Genomic DNA, 26,546 nt, shown 5'->3' on the forward strand with positions numbered 1-26,546 from the left:
GCAGGAATCGTCTGCCTTTTATTTAATATCCACTTTCCACCGGTAAATTCGCTTGTACCCAACCGGCGAAACCTCCAATTAAGCTATAAACTTCATCATAGCCTTGCTCAACTAAAAATTGTGCCACATTGCGGCTACTCACACCATGATAACAACTCACAATAATCGGTTGGTCGTATTCATATTTCTGTTGGAATTCACTAAAACGCTGATGAGTTAAATGAAAAGCACTTTGCGGACGACTGTAAATAAAATGGGATAAATCACGAATGTCTACTAATACAGCATTCTTATTATTTAATATTTCCCATGCTTGTTCAGAGTTGATTTCTTTGAATGTAGTCATTTTATGATAGTTTAACAATAAAAGTATTTCGCAATATAACACTGTTTCTTTATAGGGTAAACTCACTTTTTCCAAAAAGGATTTTACAGTAAAATACACCGCACTTTTATTAAGAATTACAAGGTTTAGCCAATCAAATGACAATATTTGCAAAAGATAAGTTGATTGCTTATGGACAATTAATGCGTTTAGACAAACCTATCGGCACATTGCTTTTACTTTGGCCAACGCTTTGGGCATTATATCTTGCCGAAAAAGCGATGCCTACCCTATCAGTTTTAGCAATTTTTATATGCGGCGTATTTTTAATGCGTTCAGCAGGTTGTGTCATCAATGATTATGCAGATCGCCATATTGACGGAAAAGTTAAACGAACTTCACTACGCCCACTTTCAACAGGTCGAGCAACACCTCGTGAAGCAAAATGGTTATTTATCGTCCTCGTTTTTTGTTCTTTTTTATTAGTCCTTTGTTTAAACCTTTATACTATTGGTTTATCTGTGATTGCAGTCATTTTGGCATTTATTTATCCCTTTATGAAACGTTATACACATTTGCCACAATTTTTCTTAGGGGCGGCTTTTGGCTGGTCTATTCCAATGGCTTATGGTGCGACTATTGAAGCATTGCCTCTAGAATGCTGGTTATTATTTATTGCAAATTTATCTTGGACAGTCGCATATGATACTCAATATGCCATGGTAGATCGTGATGATGATTTGCGTATTGGCGTGAAATCAACGGCGATTTTATTTGCTCAATATGACAATAAAATCATCGCATTATTACAAATAATAACGCTGATTTTTCTCTTTTCCGTGGGTTATTTATCACAATTAAATAACAGATATTTTATTGTATTGGCTATTGCCGGCTTATTTTTCGTTTACCAATGCCGTTTGACTAAAAATAGAGATAGAGCGAGTTGCTTTAACGCTTTTTTAAATAACAATTATTTCGGCTTGACCGTTTTCATTGCTGTTTTATTCGGTATTTAAAAAATCAAAATCCCAAAAAACACCGCACTTCTTAAAGCAAGTGCGGTGTTTTTATAAATTATTTAGTGAAAGCTAAAGTAAAATACTTGCAAACAATAACCCGAAACCTAAGCTAAATGCCATACTTAATAAACCTGGAAGCATAAAGCTGTGATTAAAGATAAACTTACCGATTCTTGTTGTGCCTGTTGTATCAAAGTCAATTGAAGCAATAATTGGACCATAGTTTGGAATAAAGAAATAACCGTTTACTGCTACAAATACCCCGATTAAAATCGCAGGTTCAATACCTAATGCAATACCTAGCGGAAATAAAGTTGCTACAGTCGCCCCTTGACTGTTTACCAAAACAGAAAGTAAGAACAGTGCAAATGCAAATGCCCAAGGTGCGGTTTCAACTAATAACTTCACACTTTCTTTAATGCCTGCAATATGACCTTGCATCAATGTATCTCCCAACCAAGCAATACCAAAAATTGCAATCACCGCACGCATACCAGCATGGAATACGGAACCTTGTGTAATTGCGTTACCATTCGGTTTACAGGTTAAGATAATCAATGCACCAACAGTTAACATAACGATCTCAATAGTGTGAGCCATACCCATAGGTTTATCGTTGAATGATGGACGTAACTCCGGATACGCTCCCATCACAACAACAAGTAATGCACCGAATAAGAATAAGCCCACTGATAATTTCGCAGTCGGTTTTATTTCAATTTCAGCAATATTACTTACGCTGTTTTCTTTGACATACTCAGGATTTTGTAATAAACGTTGATAATTCGGATCGTCTTTTAATTCTTTCCCCATTTTATTGACAAAAACACAAGCAAGTGCTATGCCTAAAATAGTTGACGGAATAGTAACCATTAAGACGCTACCCAAGTTGATTCCTTGTGGTTCTAAATAGTTCACAACAGCCACTACAGCGGCAGCGATAGGACTTGCTACAATAGCAAATTGCGATGCAATTACTGCCATTGAAAGTGGACGCTCAGGACGAATACCGCTGTGACGACTTACTTCTGCGATAACTGGTAATACAGAATAAGCTACATGGCCAGTACCGGCTAAGAAAGTAAATAACCAAGTTACGGCAGGTGCGACAAAAGTGATATATTTAGGATTTCTGCGTAAAATATTGGTTGCGATTTTGATCATATAATCCAAACCACCGGCTGCCTGCATTGCAGCAGCGGCAGAAACTACAGCCATAATCATAAACATCACATCAATCGGTAATCCAGCAGGTGGTAACCCGAAGCCGAAGGCGAGAATACAAAGCCCTAAACCACCCATAACGCCCAAACCGATACCACCAATGCGTGCACCAATCAGAATACACACTAAAACGATAGCGAATTGAATATAAAACATTGTTTTTTCCTATTTTTTCTACTTAAAAATCGTTTCCGATAAAATCGGAAACCCTCTTTCAACAAATTTATCAAGACTTCCTTGAAATTTGGGGCTAATATACCAATAAACAGGGAAGCTATCTATAATATAGATCAATTTATTTGCAAGACTTTCTTTGAAAAATTTTGAAAGATGAAGAAAGTGCGGTTATACTTAGCCCTTTATTTTTAACCTTAACTTTAACCCTGAAAAATAGAAAAAATGCAAGAATATCTCCCTTTAGCAACAGAGTTTGCAAAAAATCATAGCCTAATGGTAATAGCATGGATTGCCGTATTTGTCATGTTAATTTATACATCGGTAAAATCATTTACCAGTAAAGTTACGGCAGTAGAAAACGCCGAAGCGACTCGTTTAATTAATAATGAAGAGGCTATTGTTATTGATTTACGCACAATAGATGAATTTCAACGTGGTCATATTATCAACAGTATCAATGTATTGCCAACAGAGATTAAAAATCAAAATTTAGGAAAAATTGAACAACATAAAGATACCCCTGTAATTTTAGTTTGTGCAACAGGTATGAATGCAGGTGCATCAGCAGAATTATTAGTTAAACAAGGATTTAGTCGAGTTTACTCACTGAAAGATGGTATCAGTGGCTGGATTACGGCAAATTTACCTTTAGTCAAAAAACATAAATAAGGATCGAAAAATGACAGAAAAAAATCAAGACGCAGTAACAGAAGAACAAGGAACAGAAGTTGTTTTACAAATTCAACGTATTTACGTTAAAGATGTTTCTTTTGAAGCACCTAATCTACCACACATTTTCCAACAGGAATGGAAACCGAAACTGGATTTTAATTTAAGCACAGAAACAACCCATTTAGCAGAAGATCTTTATGAAGTTTGCCTGAATATCTCTGTTGAAACTACAATGGAAGGCAGTGAAGATGTTGCTTTTATATGTGAAGTAAAACAGGCAGGCATCTTTGCTATAAGCGGTTTAGAAGATGTACAATTAGCACATTGCCTAACATCTCAATGCCCAAATATGTTATTCCCTTATGCACGAGAATTAATTTCCAGTTTAGTGAATCGTGGCACTTTCCCGGCTTTAAATCTAGCACCGGTCAATTTTGATGCCTTATTTGTTGAGTATATGCAACGTCAACAAGCACAAGAGGAGTCAAAAGCTGAAGAAAAAGAAAAGAAAGAAGTCCATTAATCTCTCAGGGTGTTGTAATAACACCCTAATATTTTTCTATTAACTCCGAAAATTCTAAGAAAAAAAAATATGAATGATAACAGTCCTTCTCCAACTCCAATCACCGTAATTGGTGCCGGTGCTTATGGAACTGCCTTAGCTATTGCCTTTTCTCGCAATGGTTATCCAACCTACTTATGGGGACATCATCCTCAACATTGTCAACGCTTACGTAATGAGCGAAAAAATCAAGCATTTTTACCTAATATTCACTTTCCTGATTCTTTATATGTAGAAGACAATTTAGCACAAGCCATTCAACACTCCAGAGAGTTATTAATTGTTGTACCAAGTCATGTTTTTGGCGACGTTATCATGCAAATTAAACCGCACTTAAGATCGGATCAACGTATCGCCTGGGCAACGAAAGGACTGGAGCGAAATACAGGACGCTTATTACAAGAAGTTGTTGAAGAGCATGTAGGATATGGTTATCCTTTAGCAGTCTTATCAGGACCTACCTTTGCTAAAGAATTGGCTGCCGGTATGCCGACAGCTATTACATTAGCCTCAAATAACGAACAATTTGCCTTAGAGTTCCAAGAAAGAATTCATTGTAGCAAATTCCGAGTCTATATTAATCAAGATATGATTGGTGTACAACTAGGAGGGGCGGTTAAAAATGTAATTGCTATTGCTGCAGGGATTTCTGATGGTATGGGGTTTGGTGCTAATGCACGTACAGCATTAATTACTCGAGGAATCGCTGAAATCAGTCGTTTGGGCATATCTCTAGGTGCAAATCCAAATACCTTTATGGGAACATCCGGCTTAGGGGATTTAGTCCTTACTTGTACCGATAACCAGTCTCGTAACCGTCGTTTTGGATTAATGTTAGGACAAGGTTTTGATTGTACAACGGCTATCAATGAACTTGGTCCGGTTATAGAGGGTTTTTACAATACAAAAGAAACCTTTTTATTAGCCCAGCAACAGGGTGTAGAAATGCCGATTACCGAGCAGGTATATCAAATACTATTTTGTGGTAAAAAACCTGAAGATGCAGCTATTACTTTATTGGGAAGAAAACGCAAAAGGGAGTAACATGTCAATAGAAGTATGGAGTCTTATTCGTGCTGAAGCAGCAAAACTCGCTGAAAATGAACCAATGCTAGCCAGTTTCTTTCATGCAACTATCTTAAAACATAACAATCTAGGCAGTGCATTAAGCTATATTCTTGCGAACAAATTAGCTAATCCAATTATGCCCGCTATTGCATTGCGAGAAATTATTGAAGAAGCACATCAAAATCAACCGCAAATTATCGAAAGTGCGGCTTGCGATATCCGAGCCGTGCGTCATCGAGATCCTGCCGTAGAACAATACTCTACACCGTTACTTTATTTGAAAGGCTTCCACGCATTGCAAAGTTATCGTATTACCCATTATTTATGGCAACAAGGACGAAAAGCATTGGCGATCTATTTACAAAACCAAATATCCGTTGCCTTTGATGTAGATATCCATCCCGCAGCAAGAATCGGTTGCGGCATTATGTTCGATCATGCCACAGGTATTGTGATAGGAGAAACATCTGTCATTGAAAATGATGTATCTATTTTGCAAGGTGTAACTTTAGGGGGAACGGGCAAAGAAAGCGGCGATCGTCATCCTAAAATTCGAGAAGGTGTGATGATTGGGTCCGGAGCTAAAGTGTTAGGAAATATCGAAATTGGGCGTTACGCTAAAATTGGTGCAAACTCCGTAGTGTTACAATCCGTTTCAGAATACACTACTGTCGCTGGTGTGCCTTCTCAAATAGTAGGCAAAAATAAAGGGGCGAAACCTGCATTTGATATGGACCAATACTTTATTGATGATGCAATTAACTTAAATATCTAATTTTTTAAACGAACCATGAGAAGCAGTCAGCAAAGGAACTCAGATGAATCTAAAAAAATCCCTACTTATCGCCCTACTCTCTTTCGGTATTGTCCAATCTACATGCCGAAACAGATACCGAAAGATTTAATCGTGCTTTACAATTTATTAAACAACAAAATTATTCTGACGCTTTTCCCTTATTCAAACAACTGGCTGAACAGGGAGATGCAAATGCACAACACAATCTCGGTTTGATGTACGAATACGGAGATGGCATTACTCAAAACGATCAACAAGCCGTCTATTGGTACACGAAAGCTGCTGAACAGGGAGAGGCACATGCACAAAACAATCTCGGTCTGATGTATACAGATGGGGGAAAGGGCATTACTCAAAACTATAAACAAGCTGTCTATTGGTACACACAAGCTGCTGAACAGGGATATGCAAATGCACAATACAATCTCGGCGTGATGTATGCAAACGGACAGGGTGTACAAAGAAATGTTTCTAAAGCTAAACAATATTATAGATTAGCGTGCGATAATGGCTTAAACATTGACTGTCAAACGTATGCAAAACTAGATAAGAAGGGTATAAAATAGCAAAAATTTCCTGACAATATGATCTGATTGGACTGATTTAATTCAAGGACTGCACTCTGTATTCTGCAGGGTTCAGTCCTTTTAATTTACATAATAAACATATTTCACATCACATCCAACCTTTTTAGATGAAGAAAGTATTACCCTAATCTTTGTCGCACAATTTCAAATAGACAAACGCCTGTGGCAACAGAAACATTTAATGAAGAGACGGAACCCGCCATAGGAATGCTAATCAATTGATCGCAAGTTTCACGGGTTAAACGACGCATTCCATCTCCCTCAGCCCCCATAACAAGTGCTAAACCGCCGGTTAATTTCGCTTCGTATAAAGTTTCAATCGCCTCGCCAGCCGTACCTACAACCCAAATATTATGTTGTTGCTGTAGATCTCGTAAAGTGCGGGCTAAATTTGTTACACGAACAAGAGGTACAACTTCCGCCGCTCCACAAGCGACTTTACGAGCAATCGCAGTCAATTGTGCCGATTTATCTTTTGGCACAATCACAGCACAAACACCGGCAGCATCTGCTGATCGTAAACAAGCACCTAAATTATGTGGATCTGTGATACCATCCAGTACCAGCAATAATGGATTTGCTTTTTTTTGTAAGATCTCAACCAAGTCATTTTCATTCAACTCTTTAGCTGGTTGAACACGAGCAATGATACCTTGATGTACTTCTCCGTTCGCTTTTTTATCCAATGTATCACGATTCAAAAATTGTACGCTTATACCTAATTTATAAAGTTCATTCAGTACGGATTGTAACCGCTTATCTTCCCGCCCTTTTAGCACATAAACTTCGATCAAACGTTCTGGTGCATTAATAAGAAAAGCCTGCACCGCATGAATTCCATAAATATTTTCTGCCATGATTTTTTATCCTTTCTGTTTTTTCTGTTTTCTTGTTTTACTTGCCGGACTTTGTTGTTTTTTTGATAAGTTTTTCGTTTTTTTCACCGCACTTTTATGTCGCTCGATCTTAGAAGTGCGGTTCTTTTCTTGGAAGCTTTTTTGTTTCGCTCGCTTATTCGCCGTTTTGCCGGAACGTCTAGGTTTACGCTGACTCGATAATAAAACAAAATCCACTTGGCGTTGAGCTAAACTGACTGCCTCAACACGGATTTTAACTTTATCACCGAGACGATAGGTCGTACCGGAATTTTCCCCAATTAAACGTTGTTTTATTGAGTCAAATTGATAATAATCATTATCTAAGGTTGAAATATGAACTAGCCCATCAATAAATAAATCATCTAAACGAACAAACAACCCAAAACCGGTTACAGAAGAAATAATACCGTCAAATTCATCTCCAACATGATCTTGCATATATTCGCATTTTAGCCAATCTGCCACTTCTCTTGTTGCATCATCAGCTCGGCGTTCGGTTAAAGAACAATGATCACCGAGAAGATCCATTTCTTCTAGGGAATAATGATAACCGCCGGTATCGGTTGTTTTTCTTTTAGAACCTTGCTGTTTTGCTAATAAATATTTGATACTACGATGTAACGTTAAATCAGGATAACGGCGAATAGGCGAGGTAAAATGTGCATATTCCGTTAGTGCTAAACCAAAATGTCCAATATTATCAGGGTGATAAACAGCTTGGCTAAGTGAACGAAGTAGCATAGTTTGAATTAATTCATGATCCGGACGTTCACGAACTTGGGCTAACAACTGTGCGTAATCTGCGGTTGTGGGGTTTATACCACCTTTTAACGTTAAGCCACATTCACGTAGAAAAGCACGAAATGCACTGAGTTTTTCTTGACTTGGTCCGGCATGAATACGGAATAAAGCGGGTTCTTGATGACGTTCCATAAAATTAGCTGCTGCAATATTTGCTAAAATCATACATTCTTCAATGATTTTATGGGCATCGTTACGCTCCACAGGTTCAATACATTCAATACGTCCCATTTCATTGAAGACAAACTTAGTTTCAATAGTTTCAAAATCAATGGCTCCACGCTGATAACGAGCTTGCAGCAGAGCCTGATACATTTGGTGCAATTCTTGTAAGTGCGGTACTAAAACATGATAGCGTTGTTGTAATAATTCATCACCTGCCAAAATTTGTGCAACTTTAGTGTAAGTTAATCTTGCATATGAGTTCATGACCGCTTCATAAAAACTGTAATCAGTCATTTTTCCCTGTGGCGAAATTCGTATCTCACATACCATACACAAACGATCAACCTGTGGATTAAGCGAACATAATCCATTCGATAAAATCTCCGGCAACATTGGTACAACTCGGTTAGGAAAGTAAACCGAATTGCCACGCTGATATGCTTCGTTATCTAATGCAGTACGCAAACGTACGTAATAGCTCACGTCGGCAATGGCAACCCATAATGTCCACCCGCCATCACCACTTCTTTGACAAAAAACCGCATCATCAAAATCTCGTGCATCTTCACCATCAATGGTTACCAATGGTAAGGTTCTTAAATCTCTTCGTCCTTGTTTTGCTTCCTCCGGCACACTATCCGTATATTTTCTTACTTGTTTTTCTACCGCACTTGGAAAAATATGAGGAATATCATGATTGCGAATAGCAATTTCAGTTTCCATTCCCTTTGCCATATTCTCCCCAAGAATTTCTACAATTTTTCCAACCAACTGCGTAAATGTTGCTGTACGAGGTTTAAGTTCAACCACAACTACCTGTCCCATTCTCGCTCCGTTGCGAAACTCATTCGGAATCAGAATGTCACGATTAATACGGCTATCATCCGGCACGACATAACCAATCCCCTCCTCCATGAAAAAACGCCCAACAATATGTTTATTGCGACTTTCTAACACTCGAACAATACGCACCTCTGAACGTCCTTTACGGTCATAGCCATTAGGTTGTGCCAATACAAAATCACCATGGATAACTTTTTGCATTTGAATATTTGGAATAAACCAATCTGACTTGCTTCCTTCGATTTGTAAAAAACCATAGCCTTCACGATGACCAATCACTGACCCCTTTAATAAATCCAATTTTTCAGGCAAGGCATAACACTTTCTTTTAGTAAAGACCAATTGCCCTTCATTTTCCATTGCACGCAAACGGCGACGCATTCCCTCTTTTTGTTCAGAATCAACGATAGCCAATGTCTTGAAAAGATTTTCTTTCGACATAGGTGCATTAAAATCACGAATAATTTGTAAAATAAACTCTCGACTTGGGATTGGATTAGAATATTTCTGTTGCTCTTGGAAAAAATACGGATCTTCTGTAAGTGCGGTGATTTTTTTCGCTTTTTTGTTTGTCTTTTTCGGGGTTCTCATGCTTTAGACCTTTGATTGAAAAAATTTAAAATCTTGCAAAAACAATTCTTTAATTTCGATTGGATATTGATTTAAAAGCAATACTGAACGACGAGCATATAATCCTGTTGCGGTATCGTATATCCATTCAAGTGTTTTTCTTTTTGGTTGTTGAGGGAAAAGCCATAAGCCAATAGGCGTTGAACCTACATTGATAATGTCAGGTGCAACATTCTCAATCGTAGATTGTGGCAAACGAGTTTGTGCAAAAATCCAAGCTTGCTCATCACCTTTTAATATCACTTCACGCAACCAAATTGGCTCATGATGTCCGGTAAATCCAAAAGACATGTCAGAAACCCATTTTTCCGCCACAATTTCAACTTTCAGTTGCTGACAATATTGCTGTAATTTTCGAGTTAATGAACCTTGATGTAATAGCCAATCTTGTTTTTGCGGAGATAAAGTAAAAATATCATTCTGCCATTTTGTAGAGGAGAGAATTTGTCGAAATAAAGAAATATTCAAAATTAGAGACCGCTTGTTAAAATTATCTGAAAAATTTTCGCCATTATATCAGTAAATATTTAATCACGTTCTTTATTCTTCACATAAGTCGATTAATATCTCACTTAACCAAATATTTAACTGATTTTTCGCCATTTCATTTTTAAGTAACGCTTAAAAGCCTCCGCCAAAACAGGACATTCAATTGCTTGTTCTAATTGAGTTTTAAGCTCCACAGTCGCTTCCGTTGCCAGCAAATAATTTAAATATTTAATGGTTAATTTTGGGTAAGGGTTAACTAAACTCCGGATTTTATCCCCTTTTTTGATCACGCCATTTTTAATGACTCTCACATACCAACCGGTCAGCCCTGTTTCTACAACAATCGCTCGAGTATTTTTATTATTGGCATTTTTTGACAACGTTTCACAAGGTATGCGAGGTTGTGAAATTTCAATTTGTACATCTCCGATCTGGTACTGATCGCCGACACATACATTTTCTTCATCAAAAAAAGAAACAATAAAATTTTCACCATAGATAGCTTCTCCTTGATAGCTATCATGCTTACCCAAAAGAGCGGTTAATTTAGCAAAAGATCTTTCAGCCATAAAAAACAGTGCTTTATCAATGCCTCCATGATGTGCTTTCAGTCCAACATCATTTCCTTCCGCACCTAATTCATGAACGATAGCTTGTTCCATCGGTTTTTTCCGAATTGCCGTTGACATCTTTGAACCATTTTCAAAAACAATCTCTTCAACCAATCCCAATTTAATCGCTAAAACAGCACCTTCCACAACTTATCTCCCTTTAAACTAACCATCTATTTTGTATAATAATTTATACAAATTTAGACCGCTCTTTAGCTTAATGTAATAACATCCGGTAATTTCACTAATTGGTGAATCAATAATTCAATAGCTCGCTCACTTTGCACAGTAAGTCTCAAATCAATAACATTACCTTTACTTTCACTATGTAGAATAATGACTTCAAAACCACGATGGCGGACAACTCTTAACAAACGCTCTAAAGTTTCAGGGCGTTTGTTTGCTTGAATAGTTAAATCGTAAGTTTTCATTGTTTACACCCCAATATCTTCTTCAATCATATTACTGTTACATGTATTTGGCGGTACAAGTGGCCATACATTTTCTTCATCTGGGATACAGACATGTAGTAAATAAGCTTCTTTGGCATTTAATAATCGATCCAAAGCATCGGAAACTTCACTTGCCTTTTCAATTCGTTCACCTGCAATACCAAAGGCAGAAGCAAGAGTAACAAAATCAGGATTATCATCTAAAACAGTGTGGCTATGGCGACCATGAAAAAAGAGCGATTGCCACTGTCGCACCATACCCAAACGTTGGTTATCAAGCAATAAAATTTTGATTGGTAAATTTCCACGCTTGATCGAACCCAATTCTTGAATATTCATCATCAATGAGCCATCACCAGTAATTAAAATAACTGGATCTTGGGGACGAGCTTTTGCCGCACCGATAGCTGCCGGCAAGCCGAAGCCCATCGAACCGAACCCTGCAGATGTAATATAATTTTCAGGTTCATAATGTTTCATATGTTGTGCCGACCACATTTGATGTTGCCCTACATCAGTTGTAATCACCGCATTTTTTGCTTTGCGTTCGGATAATGTGTGAAGTAATGCACAGGGCTCTATCTCTTTATCTTCTGTATTTTCAATATAATTAAAATCAAAACTTGCTTTTAACTGCTCAATATCTTTACGCCACGGTTCAATATCCAATAGTTGGGCAAGGTTAGTAACCGCCTCCACCAAATCCCCTTGTAGTCCAACATCTGCTTTACGGAGTTTGTTAATTTCAGCAACATCAATATCAATATGAATAACTTTAGCATGTGGTGCAAACGTATCTAATTTTCCCGTTACACGATCATCAAACCTTGCCCCACAAGCAATAAGTAAATCACATTCTTGCACAGCATAATTTGCCGCTTTTGTACCGTGCATTCCAATCATTCCCATATAGAGTGGATGTTTGGGAGGTATTGTTCCTAAACCTTTTAAGGTTGATACTGATGGAATATTTGTTATATCAAGAAAAGTGCGTATAGCTTTTACGCCACTCATACCATCCGAGCTTTTTGCCATTCCAACACCGCCACCTACATAAAGCACAGGGCGTTTTGCTTGAGAAAGTAAATTTTTCGCTTGCTCAAGTGCGACTAAATTTTGTAAAGAATCCGCAATTTTGGGATAAACAATGGGTTTTAAGGATGTAGGTGCAAATTGCACATCTTTTGGAAGATCAATAAGCACAGGACCGGGGCGACCACTTTGTGCAATTTGGAAAGCTTTCGCAATGATTTCAGGTAATTCATCAATATGTTGAACGATAAAACTGTGCTTAGTACAGGCAAGTGACAACCCAAGAATATCAGCTTCCTGGAAAGCATCTGTACCAATAAAATTTGAGGCAACTTGTCCGGTAATTGCAATAATGGGAATTGAATCCATCAAGGCATCACCTAAACCGGTAATTAAATTTGTTGCCCCCGGTCCCGACGTCGCAACACAAACACCGACTTTATTTGTTGATCTTGCATATCCAATAGCAGCCATTGCTGCACCTTGCTCATTACGACAAAGTAGATGATCTAAACCAGAATCATAAATTGCATCATAAACTGGCATTATCGCCCCACCGGGATAGCCAAATAAGGAAGTTACGCCGTGAGCTTTTAAACATTCTACGACCAAATTTGCTCCATTCATTACATATTCCTTTTTGCGTTTACTGATTGTGAAAATAAAAAGACATTATTGATGTTTAACATATTTTTTTTAAAAAACAAAGAAAGTAATGTCACTTTTTTTGACATTGCGGACAAAAAAAGCTATTTCTTTGCCCAATAATAATACTTTTTATCTTTGTACCGCACCTTGGACAAGGCTTGTCCTTATTTCCATAAACCAAAAGTTTTTGAGCAAAATATCCGGGGCGACCGTCAGGTTGTAAAAAATCTTTTAGGGTTGTTCCTCCTTGTTCAATAGCTTCGTTAAGCACTTGTTTAATAGTGAAAACAAGTTGTTCAGCCTGTTTTTTTGTCAATGTTTTGGCGATCTTTTGTGGATGAAGTCCACATAGAAATAAAATTTCATTCGCATAAATATTTCCAACCCCTACAACAACGGAATTATCCATCAAGAAAGTTTTAAGTGCGGTGCTTTTTTGACGAGATTTTTTGAACAAATAAGCAGAATTAAACGTTTCAGATAAAGGTTCCGGCCCCAACTTGAAAAAAAGATGAAATTCACTAAGGTTATTCGTCCATAGCCAAGCACCAAAGCGACGAGCATCGTTATAGCGTAGTAACTTGCCGTTGTTCATAACAATATCGAAATGATCATGCTTATTGACAGGATTGTCATGCGGCACAATGCGGACTGAACCGGACATACCTAAATGTCCGATAATGTAACCTTGTTCCGTGTGGATAATGAGATACTTGGCTCGACGAGTTAAGTTAAGAATTTTAACGTGTTTAAATGTGCTGAGTTCTTTACTTACTTCCCAGCGTAATTTGGGATTACGTACTACTATTTTTTCAATTATAAACCCTTTTAAATAAGGGCTTACGCCCTTTAAGGTTGTTTCAACTTCAGGTAATTCAGGCATGTTTTTTTTCCAAGAGTAAGTCTTTCAGCTATCTTATGGCAAAAAGTAAAATTTGAAAAAATAAAAAACCCGAACATGTCGGGCTTTTTTATCGTGAAAACTAAATTATTTGATTTTAGCTTCTTTGTAAATAACATGCTTACGCACAACCGGATCAAATTTTTTGATCTCCATTTTTTCCGGCATATTGCGTTTATTTTTAGTCGTTGTATAAAAATGACCTGTTTCAGCTGTTGAAACTAAGCGAATTTTTTCACGAGCACCTTTAGCTGCCATTTTTTAGCTCCTTAGATTTTCTCGCCACGAGCACGGATTTCAGCCAACACTGCATCAATGCCTTTTTTATCAATAATACGCATACCTTTCGCTGTTAAGCGTAAAGTTACGAAACGTTTTTCACTCTCAACCCAAAAACGGTGAGTGTGTAAGTTAGGAAGAAAACGACGACGAGTCGCATTCATTGCGTGCGAACGGTTGTTACCAACTGCTGGACGCTTGCCTGTTACTTGACAGACTCTAGACATATTAATCTCCAATAAAAATATAAGCTCGAGCTTAGGGTTCGGACCACTTCAAAATTCAAGATTTTGAAGGCTACCTCGTCAGGTCGCATAGCCGACCCACTATATTAAAGGTCGTGAATTATACGACCTTTGTTTATCATTCTCAAGCCTAAATAGATAAATTCCCTGAAAAAAATGATAAAAATTTACGCAAATAGATTGAATAATTCATCGAATGATCCTAGATCCAGCCTTGTTCTGCAAAGGAGAAATAGTTACCTTTACCAATGATAAAATGATCTAAAACACGGATTTCCATTAATTCTGATAGTTGTTTTATATTCTCGGTCATTTTTCTGTCTGCCATGCTTGGCGTTGAAACACCGGAAGGATGATTATGTGCAAGAATAAGTGCGGCTGCATTACAAAATAGTGCGGTTTTAATAATCTCACGAGGATAAACATTTGCCTGGTTAATGGTACCTAAAAACATTTCCTCTTTTTTTATTAAACGATGTTGATTATCCAAAAACAGTACCATAAAAATTTCTCTATCTTTATTTTCCAATTCAGTCTGTAAATACATACGAACCGTATCAGGGCTGGTAAATTCTTGTGCAAACTGTAATTCTTGTAAGAGATAACGTTTGGTCATTTCAGTACAGGCTTGTAATTGTACAAATTGAGTAATACCCAATCCTTTCATTTGGCAAAAATGCTTTTGATCTGCATTAATTAATCCTCTTAAAGAAGAAAAATGAGCAAGTACCAACTCGGAGAGTTGCATAACAGGACAATTTTTTATACCTGTACGTAAGAAAATCGCTAATAATTCCTTATCATCAAGTGATGAAGCTCCATATTTCAGTAGTTTTTCTCTCGGCATTAAAGTTGTATTTTGTTGTGTCATAGAAAATTCTTGTTAGCAAAGGAAAAAATATTTAACGATAAAGATGAAGGGATTTGTTGCTGTTTTAAATACTGTATTTTTTATTTTGCGTGCAAAATCGCAAAATTAAATGTTTTCTTATGAAAAATTGCAGTAAAATGACCGCACTTTGGATTGTGATTAAGGACTAACAATGCAAAATCTTATTCGGGGAAAACGAATTGTCATTGGAATTACCGGCGGTATTGCTGCATATAAAACCATAGAATTAATTCGTTTATTGCGTAAAGCACAAGCAGAAGTTCGAGTAGTGCTAACAAATGCAGCGACAGAATTTGTAACAGCTTTAACTTTACAAGCAATTTCCGGCAACGCTGTATCACAATCTTTACTTGATCATGAAGCTGAATTGGCAATGGGACATATTGAATTGGCTAAGTGGGCGGATCTTATCGTAATTGCACCTGCCAGTGCAGACTTTATTGCACGCATGGCGGTCGGTATGGCAAACGATTTATTATCCACTATTTGTCTAGCAACGAATTCTCCGATTTTTCTGGCTCCGGCAATGAACCAACAAATGTATGCACAAACTGTTACTCAACAAAATTTAGCACAACTCATGGCTCGTGGTGTGCAGTTTATCGGACCGAATAGTGGTGAACAGGCTTGTGGTGATGTAGGTATCGGAAGAATGTCAGAACCTTTTGAAATTTTTACCGCACTTTGCCAATCCTTTTTACATACTCAAGATTTACTTGATGTAAGTGTTGTGATTACCGCAGGTCCAACAAGAGAAGCCATTGATCCGGTACGCTATATTAGTAATCATAGCTCAGGCAAAATGGGGTTTGCTATTGCTGAAGCTTTTGCTCAACGAGGTGCAAAAGTCACTTTAATCAGTGGACCTGTCAATTTAGCGACACCTCATAATGTACAACGCATTAATGTAGTTTCGGCACAAGAAATGTATCAACATGCAATACAAAGTGCGGAACAAAATCAGATTTTTATTGGTTGTGCAGCGGTAGCTGATTATCGTGTAGAACAAATTGCAGAACAAAAAATTAAGAAAATCCCCGGTAATGATGAAATGGTCTTAAAGTTGGTCAAAAATCCAGACATTCTTGCAACTGTAGCCAATTTAATGGAAAATCGTCCTTTTGTTGTAGGATTTGCGGCTGAAACACAAAATGTGGAGCAGTATGCGAAAGACAAATTACAACGTAAAAATTTGGATATGATTTGTGCAAATGATGTTTCCGGTGGGCAAGTATTTAATTCAGAGCAAAACGAATTGCAGCTGTTTTGGCAAAATGGGCAAGAGAGGTTGGCATTGAAACATAAAAGTGACTTAGCTAAACAATTGGTTGATAAAATTATTGTGCGTTATAAATGGAAATTGGAAGAAAGTAAATGAAAAAGATTGATGTAAAAATTTTAGATCCACGTATTGGAACTGAGTTTCCATTACCAACTTATGCAACCATAGGATCGGCAGGATTGGATTTACGAGCGTTGGTTGACGAGGGATTTGAAGTCCAGCCAGGAGAAACAAAACTTATTTCAACAGGTTTATCTATTTATATTGCAGATCCTAATTTAGCAGCAGTGATTTTGCCTCGTTCAGGATTGGGACATAAAAATGGGATTGTATTAGGCAATTTAGTTGGTTTAATCGATTCAGATTATCAAGGTCCACTCATGGTTTCTCTTTGGAATCGAAGTGATAAACCTTTCAAAATCGAAATTGGTGATCGTATCGCACAATTAGTGTTTGTACCTGTAGTACAAGCTGAGTTCAATATTGTAGAAGAATTTCAGCAAACAGATCGTGGTAATGGTGGTTTTGGTCATTCAGGCAAAAAATAATGGAACAACAGCAATTGGATATTGGCGATGCTGAAATCGTTGTTGCCTCAAAACAAAAAACGCAAAAAATTGAGAAACGAACAGTAAAAGAACGTCGTCAACAGGTATTAACCGTACTAACCCATATGTTACATTCAGAACGAGGAATGGAGCGTATGACGACAGCTCGCTTGGCACAGGAAGTCGGTGTTTCTGAAGCCGCACTTTACCGTTATTTTCCCAGTAAAACCAAAATGTTTGAAGCATTATTGGATAATATAGAAAATACTTTATTTAGTCGAATTAATCACTCTATCAAGAACGAAACCAATACCATGAATCGTGTGAGAGATATTTTGCAAACTATTCTTGATTTTGCACGAAAAAATCCGGGATTAACCCGAATTTTAACAGGGCATGCTTTAATGTTTGAAGATAGTCAGTTACAAGCACGAGTTGCACGATTTTTTGATCGTTTAGAATTACAGTTTGTGAATATTCTACAAATGCGTAAATTGAGAGAAGGAAAATCTTTTCATCTTGATGAAAAAATTATTGCTTCCCATCTTGTTACTTTATGCGAAGGACAGTTTATGCGTTACGTAAGAAATAACTTTAGGCACTTGCCTAATCAAGGTTTTGAGCAACAATGGAAACTGCTGGAAAGTTTATTTGCATAATAGAAATTTTTAGGTAAGATTGGAGCAATTTGCAATGCTTATTCCATGGGAAAAATTAGAAGAGCAAACCTTATTAAATATTGTGGATAGCTTTATTTTACGTGAAGGTACGGATTATGGTAGTACCGAGCTTTCATTAGCCGAAAAAAGAGAAAATTTATTTAAAAACATTCGTCAGGGGAAAGCGATACTGGTTTGGTCTGAGTTACATCAATCCATTGATATTAAAAATAAAATGGATTTTTTAAATGGAAAATGACTAGGAGATTTTATGTTAGAACAACAAGGACAATCAGCACCATCGATGGATCCGACGTTAGAGTGGTTCCTATCTCATTGTCACATTCATAAATACTCAGCAAAAAGCTCCCTCATTCATGCTGGAGAAAAGGCGGAAACCCTTTATTATTTAATTAGAGGGTCTGTTGCCGTGATGGTAAAAGATGAGGAAGGTAAAGAAATGATTTTGACTTATTTAAGTCAAGGTGATTTTTTTGGCGAAGCTGGTTTATTTGATGAAACACAGCCTCGTTCGGCTTGGGTTAAAGCTAAAAGCTCATGTGAAATTGCAGAAATTTCTTATAAAAAATTTCGCCAATTAATTCAAGTTAATCCAGAAATTTTAATGTATTTAGCCGGTCAATTAGCTCATCGTTTACAAAATACTTCAAAGCAGGTAAGCAATTTGGCATTTTTAGATGTGACAGGTCGTATCGCTCAAACCTTGTTAAATTTAGCTAAGATGCCTGATGCAATGACTCATCCGGACGGTATGCAAATTAAAATTACTCGTCAGGAAATAGGACAAATGGTAGGTTGCTCACGAGAAACTGTTGGGCGTATTTTGAAAATGTTAGAAGATCAGCATTTAATTTCAGCACATGGCAAAACTATTGTTGTGTATGGTACAAGATAAATCTTTATAACGCTATGTGAAGCCTGACAATTGGTCAGTTTTGTTTTTTGCTTATTTTAAAAATCTTTTATTCTTCCGTTTTCAAGGTAAAAAGTGCGGTGCTTTTCTGGTTGTATCTGTTGTAATTGTTCTTGAGTTATTGCAGTAACAAAAACTTGCGAACCATTTTTTTGTAAGCGTTCAGCAAGCAATGTGCGTTTATATTGATCCAATTCTGAAGCGAAATCGTCAAGTAGAAAAATACAGTGGCGTTTTTTTTGTTGCATTAAATGCTCACCTTGAGCCAAACGTAATGCACACATTAACAATTTTAATTGTCCACGAGATAAAATATCTTCAGCCGGCAATCCGTTTGCTTTAAAACGAAAATCTGCTTTTTGAGGTCCGGAAAAGGTATAACCCAAAGCACGATCTCGCTCAAAATTTTGTTGTAACAGATCCGCATAGTCCATATTTTTATCCCAGCCTTGATGAAAGCTAACAGAAATTTCTAGTTCAGGTAGAAAAAGCTGACAGGTTTTTTCTATTTCCGAGCGTAAAGCTTCCGCATACGCTTCTCGCCAGTAGCTCACTTGATAAGCAAGTTTGGTTAATTCTCTATCCCAAATTTTGAGTTTTTCATAAGAACAAACTTGTTGTAAGGCAGAATTTCGTTGTTTAAGTAAACGATTTAAGCTACTCCAAGCATTATAAAATGATGCGTTATGATGAAATAACCCCCAATCTAAATAAGCCCTTCGATAGCTGGGACCGCCATTTAATAAGGTTAATCCTTCAGGTGTAATGAGTTGCATGGGCAATAAATGGGCAAGATCGGAAATTTTTTTTGCGTCCTCGCCGTTTATTTTCATTAAAGTGTTACCTTGACGTTGTTTTTGCAAACCAACAGACCATTGATGTTGTTGCTCTTGAATTTTACCATGTAAAATAAAGTGCGGTTGCTGATAAGAAATTATTCTATTTGCAACCGCACTTTTAAATGAGCGTCCATGCCCTAAATAAAAAATAGCTTCCAGTAAACTTGTTTTCCCGCTTCCATTGTTGCCAATAATAAAGTTAAAGCCACGTTCAAATTCCAGATCTATGGCTGTTAAGTTGCGGAAATGATTGATGATTAAGCGTGATATTGCCATTGTTTATAGACGCATCGGCATAACGACATACTCTGCACTTTCATCATCAGCATCCTCTAATAAACAACTTGATGAGGCATCAGTAAAACATAATCGCACCTGTTGGCATTTTAGGGCATTAAGTACATCTAAAATGTAACTCACATTAAAGCCAACTTCCATATCTGCCCCATTATATACGACATCTAAAATTTCCTCAGCCACTTCTTGTTCCGGATTTGTTGCTGTAATCTTTAATTGATTTGAGGTCAATTGCAAACGGACAGTTTTAACTTTATCGCTAGACAGAATTGCCATACGAGCAAAAGCTTGTTTCAGCAGTTCCCAATTACCTTCCATAATATGAGTTGCATTTCTTGGGAGAACTCTACGATAGTCTGGGAAACGACCATCAATTAATTTTGATGTAAAAATAATACTTCCTAAATCAATGCGTAAATTATTTGTGCCAATTTGAACGTGAGCAGCGTGTTCGCTGTTTTCCAGTAATCTCATTAACTCTAATATTCCTTTGCGAGGCAAAATGACTGCATGTGTATGCAAATCCTGCTCTAACGGAATTGTGCAAACGGCGAGTCGATGTCCATCAGTAGCAACTGTTCGTAGTAAATTGCCTTCAGTTTCAAACTTCATACCGTTTAGGAAATAACGAGCATCTTGGTTTGCCATAGAGAATTGTGTTGCTTCAATTAGACGACGTAATGTACTTTGAGGCAGGTAAAAATCCACCTCTGATTGCCAATCAGCTAAATTAGGATATTCGTCTGCAGGTAAAGCGGTTAAATTAAATTTACTTCGACCGGATCTCACCAAAGCACGTTCTTCTTCAAAAGTTACGGTAATTTCCGCTTCATCGGGAAAACTGCGGCAAATATCTAAGAATTTTTTTGCCGGAATCGTATAACTACCGTCTTGCGATGCTTGAATAAGTTGTGCTTGTGTTGAAAGTTCTACTTCGAGATCTGTACCGGTAATACGTAAAACATTCCCCTCAATTTGCAATAATACATTGTTTAATATAGGAAAATTTGGACGACTACTTAATACACCACAAACTTGTTGTAATGGTTTTAATAGATGTTCTCTTGAAACAATAAATTGCATAGTCTGCTCCCTTATACTGACAGTGTGCGGATTAAATTTGACCAATCTTCTTGGATACCATTATCTTCTTCTCTGAGTTTTGCTATGGCCTTACAAGCATGCAGAACGGTCGTATGATCCCGATCACCGAAATTCCTACCAATTTCAGGAAGACTGCGATTCGTTAGTTCTTTAGCTAATGCCATAGCTAATTGACGTGGTCTGGTTATATTACGTGAACGTCTTTTTGATTTTAAATCCGAAATTTTGATCCGATAATAATCAGCCACAATTTTTTGAATATTTTCAATTGTTACCAATTTATCTTGCAATGCCAACATGTCTTTTAGAGTTTCACGTACAAAATCAATAGTAATCGCTTTTCCGGTAAATTCCGCATGTGCATGAACACGGTTTAATGCACCTTCTAATTCTCGCACATTAGTACGTAATTTTCCCCCAATAAACATGGCGACCTCTTCGGGTAAAACCATATTTTTTTCTTCCGCTTTCTTCAACAAAATCGCGACTCTGGTTTCCAATTCGGGAGGTTCAATAGCAACACTAATTCCCCAACCGAAACGAGATTTTAAACGATCTTCAATTTTCTCAATTTCCTTCGGATAACGATCAGAAGTCAAAATAATTTGGCGACCACGCTCAAATAACGAGTTGAATATATGGAAAAATTCTTCTTGCGTACCATCTTTACCGGCAAAAAATTGAATATCATCAATCAGTAAGGCATCAACAGTACGATAAAATCGCTTAAAACTGTCCATTCTATCGGATTTTAAGGCTTTTACATAAGATTGCATAAAACGTTCTGCATGCATATAAACAACTTGAGCATGAGGATTATTTGCTAAAATGCCGTTTCCTACAGCATGCAACAGGTGCGTTTTGCCTAGACCTGTACCACCATACAAAAACAATGGATTAGCACTTTGCTCACCCGGATTTTTAGCCACTTTCTGGGCAACTGCTCGTGCCAATTGGTTGGATTTACCTTCAACAAAGTTATCAAAGACATGATTTTTATTGAGATAAGAGCGGTAATTTTGTTGCGAAGTTATTTCATTATGACAGTTTTCATTTTGTGTCTTTTGCTCAACATTCGTTGTTGTTTTCTCAGTAGGTTTTATGCCGTCTTGTATCTTTACCATGAATTGATCATTATTCAACAATTGCTGAGCAAGCTTTGTGATTTGAGTGAGATAATGATTTTCAACCCATCCTTTAATGAAACAATTTGGTGCATAAAGTATCATGTTACTCTCACTGACATCGTCCTGTAATGGTCGTAGCCAAGTCGTAAAGTCATTTGAAGATACTTGATCTTGTAATTGTAATAAGCAATCTCGCCATAGCGTAGAAACTGTTGAACTCATTTTATCCATCTTTGCAAATTAAATAGTTGGAAGTTTTATCTAAAAGTGCGGTGTAAATTGACGGTAATTCTACAATAAACTGGCTCAAAGATCTTTATTAAAAGAACAAAAAAACTGAAAAAGGTTGCTTGAGATTTTTGTAAAAAAACGTATAATCCGAGCCGCTCTTGTGCTTTTTGATTGGAAAAATAAGCTTTATTCTGCGATTTTGACTATTCTGATTTGACGAACGCTGAATTTAAGATTAGAATTCCGATTCTTAATTTTTGATGAGCGTTGTTTTTGATATTTTACAAGGGCAATGGTATAACAAATTTTTTATTTAGATTTAGGTAGATTATAATGAAACGTACATTCCAACCTTCTGTATTAAAACGTAACCGTACACACGGTTTTCGTGCTCGTATGGCGACTAAAAACGGCCGTCAAGTTTTAGCTCGTCGTCGTGCTAAAGGTCGTAAGAGTTTATCTGCATAATCCAGCCCTTTGCTGTGGTTAAGCTAGGCTTTTCCAGGGAGTTACGATTGCTGACTCCCTCTCATTTCAAATGCGTTTTTCAAAAACCATTGCGGGTTAGCACCCCTGAAATTACCATTCTTGCTCGAAAAAATAATTTGGAACATTCTCGGTTAGGTTTGACTGTTGCGAAGAAGCATTTAAAACGTGCACATGATCGCAATCGTGTTAAACGCATTTCTCGTGAAAGTTTCCGTTTATTACAAGGACAGCTGGCTAATTATGATTTTGTAATAATAACAAAGAAAGGTATTGGTAATTTAGATAACCAGCAATTATTTCAAACTTTGGATAAGCTATGGAAACGTCACATTCGTTTGGTGCAAAAGTCTTAATTGGTGCAATTAGGATTTATCAATTGATGATTAGCCCGCTGATTGGTCCTCGCTGTCGTTTTGTGCCAACTTGTTCTTGTTATGGTATTCAAGCAGTAAAAACGCATGGTGTAGTAAAAGGTAGTTGGCTTACAGTTAAACGTATATTAAAATGTCATCCTTTTAATGTGGGCGGATACGATCCTGTTCCCCCAAAGATTAATAACAACAAAGAGAACGAATAATGGATTCTAAACGCAGCCTATTATTTATGGCACTTCTTTTCATTTCCTTCCTTATTTATCAGCAATGGCAAGTAGACTATAACACGCCTAAGCCGGAAATGACTGAACAAGCTCAGGTTTCTGAAGTAAACTCAACCGCACTTACAGCAACGTCAGATATTGCTAATGATACACAGGCTAAAGGTCGTGTTATTACATTAGAAAATGATGTTTTCCGTTTAAAGGTAAATACTTTTGGGGGGGACGTGATCGGTTCTGAATTATTGAACTATGATGCAGAATTACATTCTTCAGCACCTTTCGTCTTATTACAGAACAATGCGGATAAAGTATATATTGCACAAAGCGGCTTAGTCGGAAAAAATGGTATTGATAGTCGTGCTGGTCGTGCAAATTACCAAGTTGAAGGTGATGTATTTAAGTTAGCAGAAGGTCAACAGGAATTAAAAGTGCCTTTGGTCTTTGAGAAAGATGGTGTGATCTATCGTAAAGTCTTTGTATTAAAACCCGGGTCTTACGCATTAGAGGTCAATTTTGAAATTACCAACCAAAGCCAAAAACCGATTGAAGTAGTTCCTTATGCACAATTAACTCATACGCTAGTTGAAAGTTCAGGTAGCATGGCAATGCCGACTTATACCGGCGGTGCTTATTCATCGTCAGAAACCAACTATAAAAAATATAGTTTTGAAGACATGGAAAAAGCAGATTTAGATATTCATACCAAAGCCGGTTGGGTTGCCTTATTGCAACATTATTTCGTCTCCGCTTGGATTCCTAATCAGGATGCTAATAATACCTTGTACACGCTGACAAATACTAAGAAACACTTGGGTTCTATTGGTTATCGATCTGCTCCGATTGTAATAGAAAACGGTGCAACTGAAACTATTCATACTCAATTATGGACTGGTCCGAAATTACAAGATCAAATGGCTGATGTGGCTAATCATTTGGATTTAACCGTTGATTATGGTTGGGCTTGGTTTATTGCGAAACCTCTATTTAAATTGCTAACCCTAATCCAATCTCTTGTACAAAACTGGGGGCTGGCAATTATTGGTGTCACTTTAGTAGTAAAAGCAATTCTATACCCGTTAACCAAAGCACAATATACGTCGATGGCAAAAATGCGTATGTTACAACCTAAATTGCAAGAAATGCGTGAGCGTTTTGGTGAAGATCGCCAACGTATGAGCCAAGAAATGATGAAACTTTACAAAGAAGAGAAAGTCAATCCTCTTGGCGGTTGCTTACCAATTCTTCTACAAATGCCAATTTTCATTGCTTTGTATTGGACATTTATGGAAGCCGTTGAATTACGTCATGCCCCATTCTTTGGTTGGGTACAAGATTTATCCGCACAGGATCCGTATTTTATCTTACCGATCCTAATGGGTGCCTCAATGTTCCTATTGCAAAAAATATCACCAACACCTGTTGCCGATCCGATGCAACAAAAGGTGATGACGTTTATGCCATTAATTTTCATGGTGTTCTTCTTATTCTTCCCCGCAGGCTTAGTATTATATTGGTTAGCCTCTAACCTTATTACTATTGCACAACAATGGTTAATTTATCGTGGCTTGGAGAAAAAAGGCTTACATACCAGAGTAAAAAAATAATCCTAAATAAAAGAAAGGCATCTTAGATGATGCCTTTTTTGTTATAATTCTATACGATTTTTGACCGCACTTTTGGGAACAAATTATGAGTAGAGATACTATTGTAGCTCAAGCAACGCCTATTGGACGTGGCGGAGTTGGGATTTTACGTGTATCAGGACCTTTAGCTCAGCAGGTTGCTGAACAAGTACTCGGTAAAACCTTAACACCTAGGATGGCAAATTATCTTCCTTTTAAAGATTCTGATGGTAGTGTATTGGATCAAGGGATAGCACTTTATTTTAAAGCTCCCAATTCTTTTACCGGAGAAGATGTCCTTGAGTTACAAGGACATGGCGGACAAATCGTCATGGATCTTTTATTAAAACGTATTTTGCAAATTGACGGTATTCGTTTGGCACGACCGGGGGAATTTTCTGAACAGGCGTTTCTTAATGATAAATTAGATTTAGCTCAAGCAGAAGCAATTGCTGATTTAATTGAGGCGAGTTCGGAGCAAGCAGCACGTTCTGCATTAAAATCATTGCAAGGTGAGTTTTCAAATAAAATCAATGAATTAGTTGACTCAGTTATTTATTTACGCACTTATGTTGAAGCGGCAATTGATTTCCCTGACGAAGAAATTGACTTTCTTGCAGACGGTAAAATTGAAACGCATTTACGTGAAATAATAGCCAAGTTAGCTAAAGTAAAAAATGAGGCAAAACAAGGGGCTATTTTACGTGAAGGAATGAAAGTAGTCATTGCCGGTCGCCCAAATGCCGGAAAATCCAGTTTATTAAACACACTAGCAGGGCGTGAGGCGGCAATTGTTACGGATATTGCTGGAACAACTCGAGATGTTTTGCGTGAGCATATTCATATTGACGGAATGCCTTTACATATTATTGATACGGCAGGGTTACGTGATGCAACCGATGAGGTCGAAAAAATTGGTATTCGTCGTGCTTGGGATGAAATTGAACAGGCTGATCGTATTTTGTTAATCTTGGATAGCACGGAAAATCAAGTTGAACTGGATTTAGTGCGGTCTGAATTTATGGCAAAATTACCGCCACATATTCCTTTAACCATAGTAAGAAACAAAGCTGATTTAAGTGGTGAAGCAGAAGTTTTAGATGAACAAAACGGTTTAACTGTTATTTCATTGTCGGCAAAAACACAAAAAGGTGTTGATTTGTTGCGTCAGCATTTAAAACAGTCCATGGGCTATCAAGTCTGCACTGAGGGGGGATTTTTAGCCCGTCGTCGTCATTTAGAGGCCTTAGAACAAGCCGACATTCATTTACAAGCCGGATTGATTCAGTTGACAGAATTTTATGCAGGTGAATTACTCGCTGAAGAACTGCGTATAGTGCAACATCATCTAAGTGAAATTACAGGACAATTTACTTCCGATGATTTATTAGGCAATATTTTTAGCTCTTTCTGTATCGGCAAATAAACACAATATTTAGCTTTTCATATAAACGAAAAAACCTCTAGGCACAGCTAGAGGTTTTATTTTAACTTTTAGATTTAAAATGATGTGATAT

The 26,546-nt window shown here is 37.2% G+C and carries 31 protein-coding genes; 16 read left to right on the forward strand and 15 right to left on the reverse strand.

Translation table 11 applies throughout. The features are described from left to right. Positions 1-22: 22 nt before the first annotated feature. Entirely contained in the window at positions 23-346 is a 324-nt protein-coding gene (gene glpE / locus HNR69_RS01480; protein WP_075293596.1) for a thiosulfate sulfurtransferase GlpE, read from the reverse strand. 137 nt (positions 347-483) lie between these two features. Between glpE and ubiA the strand changes: the two genes are divergently transcribed. After that, positions 484-1,344 carry a 4-hydroxybenzoate octaprenyltransferase gene (gene ubiA, locus HNR69_RS01485; protein ID WP_011608311.1) on the forward strand — a complete coding sequence of 287 codons (861 nt, stop codon included), beginning with the start codon at positions 484-486 and terminating at the stop codon, positions 1,342-1,344. A gap of 72 nt (positions 1,345-1,416) precedes the next feature. Here ubiA and HNR69_RS01490 read toward each other — a convergent pair whose 3' ends face one another. Then, positions 1,417-2,727 (reverse strand): anaerobic C4-dicarboxylate transporter, encoded by a 1,311-nt coding sequence (locus HNR69_RS01490; protein WP_075293528.1) that lies wholly within the window; start codon positions 2,725-2,727, stop codon positions 1,417-1,419. 243 nt (positions 2,728-2,970) lie between these two features. Between HNR69_RS01490 and HNR69_RS01495 the strand changes: the two genes are divergently transcribed. The 5 genes from HNR69_RS01495 to HNR69_RS01515 all read left to right on the forward strand — a co-directional run bounded on the left by HNR69_RS01495 (position 2,971) and on the right by HNR69_RS01515 (position 6,412). Beyond that, on the forward strand, positions 2,971-3,417 hold the full coding sequence (locus HNR69_RS01495) for a rhodanese-like domain-containing protein (RefSeq protein ID WP_075293529.1): 447 nt from the start codon (positions 2,971-2,973) through the stop codon (positions 3,415-3,417). A 10-nt stretch (positions 3,418-3,427) separates the two neighbouring features. Next, positions 3,428-3,943, forward strand: a complete 516-nt coding sequence (secB, locus tag HNR69_RS01500) for a protein-export chaperone SecB (RefSeq protein ID WP_011608308.1) — start codon at positions 3,428-3,430, stop codon at positions 3,941-3,943. A 69-nt stretch (positions 3,944-4,012) separates the two neighbouring features. Beyond that, positions 4,013-5,026, forward strand: a complete 1,014-nt coding sequence (gpsA, locus tag HNR69_RS01505) for an NAD(P)H-dependent glycerol-3-phosphate dehydrogenase (RefSeq protein ID WP_075293530.1) — start codon at positions 4,013-4,015, stop codon at positions 5,024-5,026. 1 nt (position 5,027) lies between these two features. Next, complete coding sequence (gene cysE / locus HNR69_RS01510; RefSeq protein ID WP_075290596.1) at positions 5,028-5,825, forward strand: serine O-acetyltransferase; 798 nt, start codon at positions 5,028-5,030, stop codon at positions 5,823-5,825. 89 nt (positions 5,826-5,914) lie between these two features. Continuing rightward, positions 5,915-6,412 (forward strand): tetratricopeptide repeat protein, encoded by a 498-nt coding sequence (locus tag HNR69_RS01515; protein ID WP_232451452.1) that lies wholly within the window; start codon positions 5,915-5,917, stop codon positions 6,410-6,412. 140 nt (positions 6,413-6,552) lie between these two features. On the opposite strand, the gene rlmB is transcribed toward HNR69_RS01515, so the two are convergent. From rlmB to radC, 10 genes are all read right to left on the reverse strand, one after another. Continuing rightward, positions 6,553-7,290, reverse strand: a complete 738-nt coding sequence (rlmB, locus tag HNR69_RS01520) for a 23S rRNA (guanosine(2251)-2'-O)-methyltransferase RlmB (protein WP_075293531.1) — start codon at positions 7,288-7,290, stop codon at positions 6,553-6,555. Between the two features lie 6 nt (positions 7,291-7,296). Continuing rightward, positions 7,297-9,711, reverse strand: coding sequence for a ribonuclease R (gene rnr, locus HNR69_RS01525; protein ID WP_087437230.1), 2,415 nt, complete (start codon positions 9,709-9,711; stop codon positions 7,297-7,299). Positions 9,712-9,714: 3 nt separating this feature from the next. Continuing rightward, complete coding sequence (locus HNR69_RS01530) at positions 9,715-10,218, reverse strand: chorismate--pyruvate lyase family protein (RefSeq protein WP_011608302.1); 504 nt, start codon at positions 10,216-10,218, stop codon at positions 9,715-9,717. A gap of 116 nt (positions 10,219-10,334) precedes the next feature. Beyond that, on the reverse strand, positions 10,335-10,997 hold the full coding sequence (locus HNR69_RS01535) for an MOSC domain-containing protein (RefSeq protein WP_075293532.1): 663 nt from the start codon (positions 10,995-10,997) through the stop codon (positions 10,335-10,337). Positions 10,998-11,062: 65 nt separating this feature from the next. Further along, complete coding sequence (gene ilvM / locus HNR69_RS01540) at positions 11,063-11,281, reverse strand: acetolactate synthase 2 small subunit (protein WP_011608300.1); 219 nt, start codon at positions 11,279-11,281, stop codon at positions 11,063-11,065. 3 nt (positions 11,282-11,284) lie between these two features. Beyond that, entirely contained in the window at positions 11,285-12,961 is a 1,677-nt protein-coding gene (gene ilvG / locus HNR69_RS01545; protein ID WP_012340456.1) for an acetolactate synthase 2 catalytic subunit, read from the reverse strand. Between the two features lie 91 nt (positions 12,962-13,052). Continuing rightward, positions 13,053-13,865, reverse strand: a complete 813-nt coding sequence (gene mutM / locus HNR69_RS01550) for a bifunctional DNA-formamidopyrimidine glycosylase/DNA-(apurinic or apyrimidinic site) lyase (protein WP_075293533.1) — start codon at positions 13,863-13,865, stop codon at positions 13,053-13,055. A gap of 105 nt (positions 13,866-13,970) precedes the next feature. Next, a complete protein-coding gene (rpmG, locus tag HNR69_RS01555; RefSeq protein ID WP_005542835.1) occupies positions 13,971-14,141 on the reverse strand; it encodes a 50S ribosomal protein L33 in 171 nt (56 codons plus the stop codon). A gap of 11 nt (positions 14,142-14,152) precedes the next feature. Then, positions 14,153-14,389 (reverse strand): 50S ribosomal protein L28, encoded by a 237-nt coding sequence (gene rpmB / locus HNR69_RS01560; RefSeq protein WP_011608297.1) that lies wholly within the window; start codon positions 14,387-14,389, stop codon positions 14,153-14,155. A gap of 220 nt (positions 14,390-14,609) precedes the next feature. Then, positions 14,610-15,278, reverse strand: a complete 669-nt coding sequence (gene radC, locus HNR69_RS01565; protein WP_011608296.1) for a RadC family protein — start codon at positions 15,276-15,278, stop codon at positions 14,610-14,612. Positions 15,279-15,450: 172 nt separating this feature from the next. On the opposite strand from radC, the gene coaBC reads away from it, so the two are divergent. From coaBC to crp, 5 genes are read left to right on the forward strand one after another with little or no spacing between them, the layout of a single operon-like run. After that, on the forward strand, positions 15,451-16,677 hold the full coding sequence (coaBC, locus tag HNR69_RS01570; protein WP_075293534.1) for a bifunctional phosphopantothenoylcysteine decarboxylase/phosphopantothenate--cysteine ligase CoaBC: 1,227 nt from the start codon (positions 15,451-15,453) through the stop codon (positions 16,675-16,677). Next, complete coding sequence (gene dut, locus HNR69_RS01575; RefSeq protein ID WP_011608294.1) at positions 16,674-17,129, forward strand: dUTP diphosphatase; 456 nt, start codon at positions 16,674-16,676, stop codon at positions 17,127-17,129. Before coaBC ends, dut begins: the two co-directional genes overlap by 4 nt. Next, positions 17,129-17,788 carry a nucleoid occlusion factor SlmA gene (gene slmA / locus HNR69_RS01580; RefSeq protein WP_011608293.1) on the forward strand — a complete coding sequence of 220 codons (660 nt, stop codon included), beginning with the start codon at positions 17,129-17,131 and terminating at the stop codon, positions 17,786-17,788. The genes dut and slmA overlap by 1 nt, the downstream gene beginning before the upstream one ends. Before the next feature lie 34 nt (positions 17,789-17,822). Then, positions 17,823-18,047 carry a YheU family protein gene (locus HNR69_RS01585; protein ID WP_012341336.1) on the forward strand — a complete coding sequence of 75 codons (225 nt, stop codon included), beginning with the start codon at positions 17,823-17,825 and terminating at the stop codon, positions 18,045-18,047. Between the two features lie 12 nt (positions 18,048-18,059). Next, positions 18,060-18,704 (forward strand): cAMP-activated global transcriptional regulator CRP, encoded by a 645-nt coding sequence (crp, locus tag HNR69_RS01590; protein ID WP_011608291.1) that lies wholly within the window; start codon positions 18,060-18,062, stop codon positions 18,702-18,704. A 56-nt stretch (positions 18,705-18,760) separates the two neighbouring features. On the opposite strand, the gene recF is transcribed toward crp, so the two are convergent. From recF to dnaA, 3 genes are read right to left on the reverse strand one after another with little or no spacing between them, the layout of a single operon-like run. Further along, a complete protein-coding gene (recF, locus tag HNR69_RS01595; RefSeq protein WP_075293535.1) occupies positions 18,761-19,837 on the reverse strand; it encodes a DNA replication/repair protein RecF in 1,077 nt (358 codons plus the stop codon). A 3-nt stretch (positions 19,838-19,840) separates the two neighbouring features. Next, positions 19,841-20,941 carry a DNA polymerase III subunit beta gene (dnaN, locus tag HNR69_RS01600; RefSeq protein ID WP_075293536.1) on the reverse strand — a complete coding sequence of 367 codons (1,101 nt, stop codon included), beginning with the start codon at positions 20,939-20,941 and terminating at the stop codon, positions 19,841-19,843. 11 nt (positions 20,942-20,952) lie between these two features. Continuing rightward, positions 20,953-22,311 carry a chromosomal replication initiator protein DnaA gene (dnaA, locus tag HNR69_RS01605; RefSeq protein WP_011608288.1) on the reverse strand — a complete coding sequence of 453 codons (1,359 nt, stop codon included), beginning with the start codon at positions 22,309-22,311 and terminating at the stop codon, positions 20,953-20,955. Positions 22,312-22,653: 342 nt separating this feature from the next. Between dnaA and rpmH the strand changes: the two genes are divergently transcribed. From rpmH to mnmE, 5 genes are all read left to right on the forward strand, one after another. Next, the gene (gene rpmH / locus HNR69_RS01610) at positions 22,654-22,788 is read left to right on the forward strand and encodes a 50S ribosomal protein L34 (protein ID WP_007241546.1); all 135 of its coding nucleotides are present in this window, start codon (positions 22,654-22,656) and stop codon (positions 22,786-22,788) included. A gap of 14 nt (positions 22,789-22,802) precedes the next feature. Continuing rightward, a complete protein-coding gene (gene rnpA, locus HNR69_RS01615) occupies positions 22,803-23,162 on the forward strand; it encodes a ribonuclease P protein component (RefSeq protein WP_011608287.1) in 360 nt (119 codons plus the stop codon). Beyond that, the gene (yidD, locus tag HNR69_RS01620) at positions 23,126-23,386 is read left to right on the forward strand and encodes a membrane protein insertion efficiency factor YidD (RefSeq protein WP_011608286.1); all 261 of its coding nucleotides are present in this window, start codon (positions 23,126-23,128) and stop codon (positions 23,384-23,386) included. Before rnpA ends, yidD begins: the two co-directional genes overlap by 37 nt. Next, positions 23,386-25,011, forward strand: a complete 1,626-nt coding sequence (gene yidC / locus HNR69_RS01625; protein WP_075293537.1) for a membrane protein insertase YidC — start codon at positions 23,386-23,388, stop codon at positions 25,009-25,011. Before yidD ends, yidC begins: the two co-directional genes overlap by 1 nt. Before the next feature lie 85 nt (positions 25,012-25,096). Then, a complete protein-coding gene (mnmE, locus tag HNR69_RS01630) occupies positions 25,097-26,455 on the forward strand; it encodes a tRNA uridine-5-carboxymethylaminomethyl(34) synthesis GTPase MnmE (RefSeq protein ID WP_075293538.1) in 1,359 nt (452 codons plus the stop codon). Positions 26,456-26,546: the final 91 nt, after the last annotated feature.

It is taken from the genome of Histophilus somni (assembly GCF_014202395.1).
Taxonomy (GTDB): domain Bacteria; phylum Pseudomonadota; class Gammaproteobacteria; order Enterobacterales; family Pasteurellaceae; genus Histophilus; species Histophilus somni.

Excerpts from the sequence above, each read along its gene's own strand:
- gpsA (WP_075293530.1), top strand. The coding sequence starts at position 4,013 with ATGAATGATAACAGTCCTTCTCCAACTCCAATCACCGTAATTGGTGCC.
- glpE (WP_075293596.1), bottom strand. The coding sequence starts at position 346 with ATGACTACATTCAAAGAAATCAACTCTGAACAAGCATGGGAAATATTA.
- ilvM (WP_011608300.1), bottom strand. The coding sequence starts at position 11,281 with ATGAAAACTTACGATTTAACTATTCAAGCAAACAAACGCCCTGAAACT.
- HNR69_RS01490 (WP_075293528.1), bottom strand. The coding sequence starts at position 2,727 with ATGTTTTATATTCAATTCGCTATCGTTTTAGTGTGTATTCTGATTGGT.
- radC (WP_011608296.1), bottom strand. The coding sequence starts at position 15,278 with ATGACACAACAAAATACAACTTTAATGCCGAGAGAAAAACTACTGAAA.
- ilvG (WP_012340456.1), bottom strand. The coding sequence starts at position 12,961 with ATGAATGGAGCAAATTTGGTCGTAGAATGTTTAAAAGCTCACGGCGTA.
- dnaN (WP_075293536.1), bottom strand. The coding sequence starts at position 20,941 with ATGCAATTTATTGTTTCAAGAGAACATCTATTAAAACCATTACAACAA.
- rpmH (WP_007241546.1), top strand. The coding sequence starts at position 22,654 with ATGAAACGTACATTCCAACCTTCTGTATTAAAACGTAACCGTACACAC.
- mutM (WP_075293533.1), bottom strand. The coding sequence starts at position 13,865 with ATGCCTGAATTACCTGAAGTTGAAACAACCTTAAAGGGCGTAAGCCCT.
- HNR69_RS01495 (WP_075293529.1), top strand. The coding sequence starts at position 2,971 with ATGCAAGAATATCTCCCTTTAGCAACAGAGTTTGCAAAAAATCATAGC.
- recF (WP_075293535.1), bottom strand. The coding sequence starts at position 19,837 with ATGGCAATATCACGCTTAATCATCAATCATTTCCGCAACTTAACAGCC.
- yidD (WP_011608286.1), top strand. The coding sequence starts at position 23,126 with ATGGAAACGTCACATTCGTTTGGTGCAAAAGTCTTAATTGGTGCAATT.
- dut (WP_011608294.1), top strand. The coding sequence starts at position 16,674 with ATGAAAAAGATTGATGTAAAAATTTTAGATCCACGTATTGGAACTGAG.
- crp (WP_011608291.1), top strand. The coding sequence starts at position 18,060 with ATGTTAGAACAACAAGGACAATCAGCACCATCGATGGATCCGACGTTA.
- coaBC (WP_075293534.1), top strand. The coding sequence starts at position 15,451 with ATGCAAAATCTTATTCGGGGAAAACGAATTGTCATTGGAATTACCGGC.
- HNR69_RS01585 (WP_012341336.1), top strand. The coding sequence starts at position 17,823 with ATGCTTATTCCATGGGAAAAATTAGAAGAGCAAACCTTATTAAATATT.
- rnr (WP_087437230.1), bottom strand. The coding sequence starts at position 9,711 with ATGAGAACCCCGAAAAAGACAAACAAAAAAGCGAAAAAAATCACCGCA.
- cysE (WP_075290596.1), top strand. The coding sequence starts at position 5,028 with ATGTCAATAGAAGTATGGAGTCTTATTCGTGCTGAAGCAGCAAAACTC.
- secB (WP_011608308.1), top strand. The coding sequence starts at position 3,428 with ATGACAGAAAAAAATCAAGACGCAGTAACAGAAGAACAAGGAACAGAA.
- rpmG (WP_005542835.1), bottom strand. The coding sequence starts at position 14,141 with ATGGCAGCTAAAGGTGCTCGTGAAAAAATTCGCTTAGTTTCAACAGCT.
- yidC (WP_075293537.1), top strand. The coding sequence starts at position 23,386 with ATGGATTCTAAACGCAGCCTATTATTTATGGCACTTCTTTTCATTTCC.
- rpmB (WP_011608297.1), bottom strand. The coding sequence starts at position 14,389 with ATGTCTAGAGTCTGTCAAGTAACAGGCAAGCGTCCAGCAGTTGGTAAC.
- slmA (WP_011608293.1), top strand. The coding sequence starts at position 17,129 with ATGGAACAACAGCAATTGGATATTGGCGATGCTGAAATCGTTGTTGCC.
- rlmB (WP_075293531.1), bottom strand. The coding sequence starts at position 7,290 with ATGGCAGAAAATATTTATGGAATTCATGCGGTGCAGGCTTTTCTTATT.
- mnmE (WP_075293538.1), top strand. The coding sequence starts at position 25,097 with ATGAGTAGAGATACTATTGTAGCTCAAGCAACGCCTATTGGACGTGGC.
- dnaA (WP_011608288.1), bottom strand. The coding sequence starts at position 22,311 with ATGAGTTCAACAGTTTCTACGCTATGGCGAGATTGCTTATTACAATTA.
- ubiA (WP_011608311.1), top strand. The coding sequence starts at position 484 with ATGACAATATTTGCAAAAGATAAGTTGATTGCTTATGGACAATTAATG.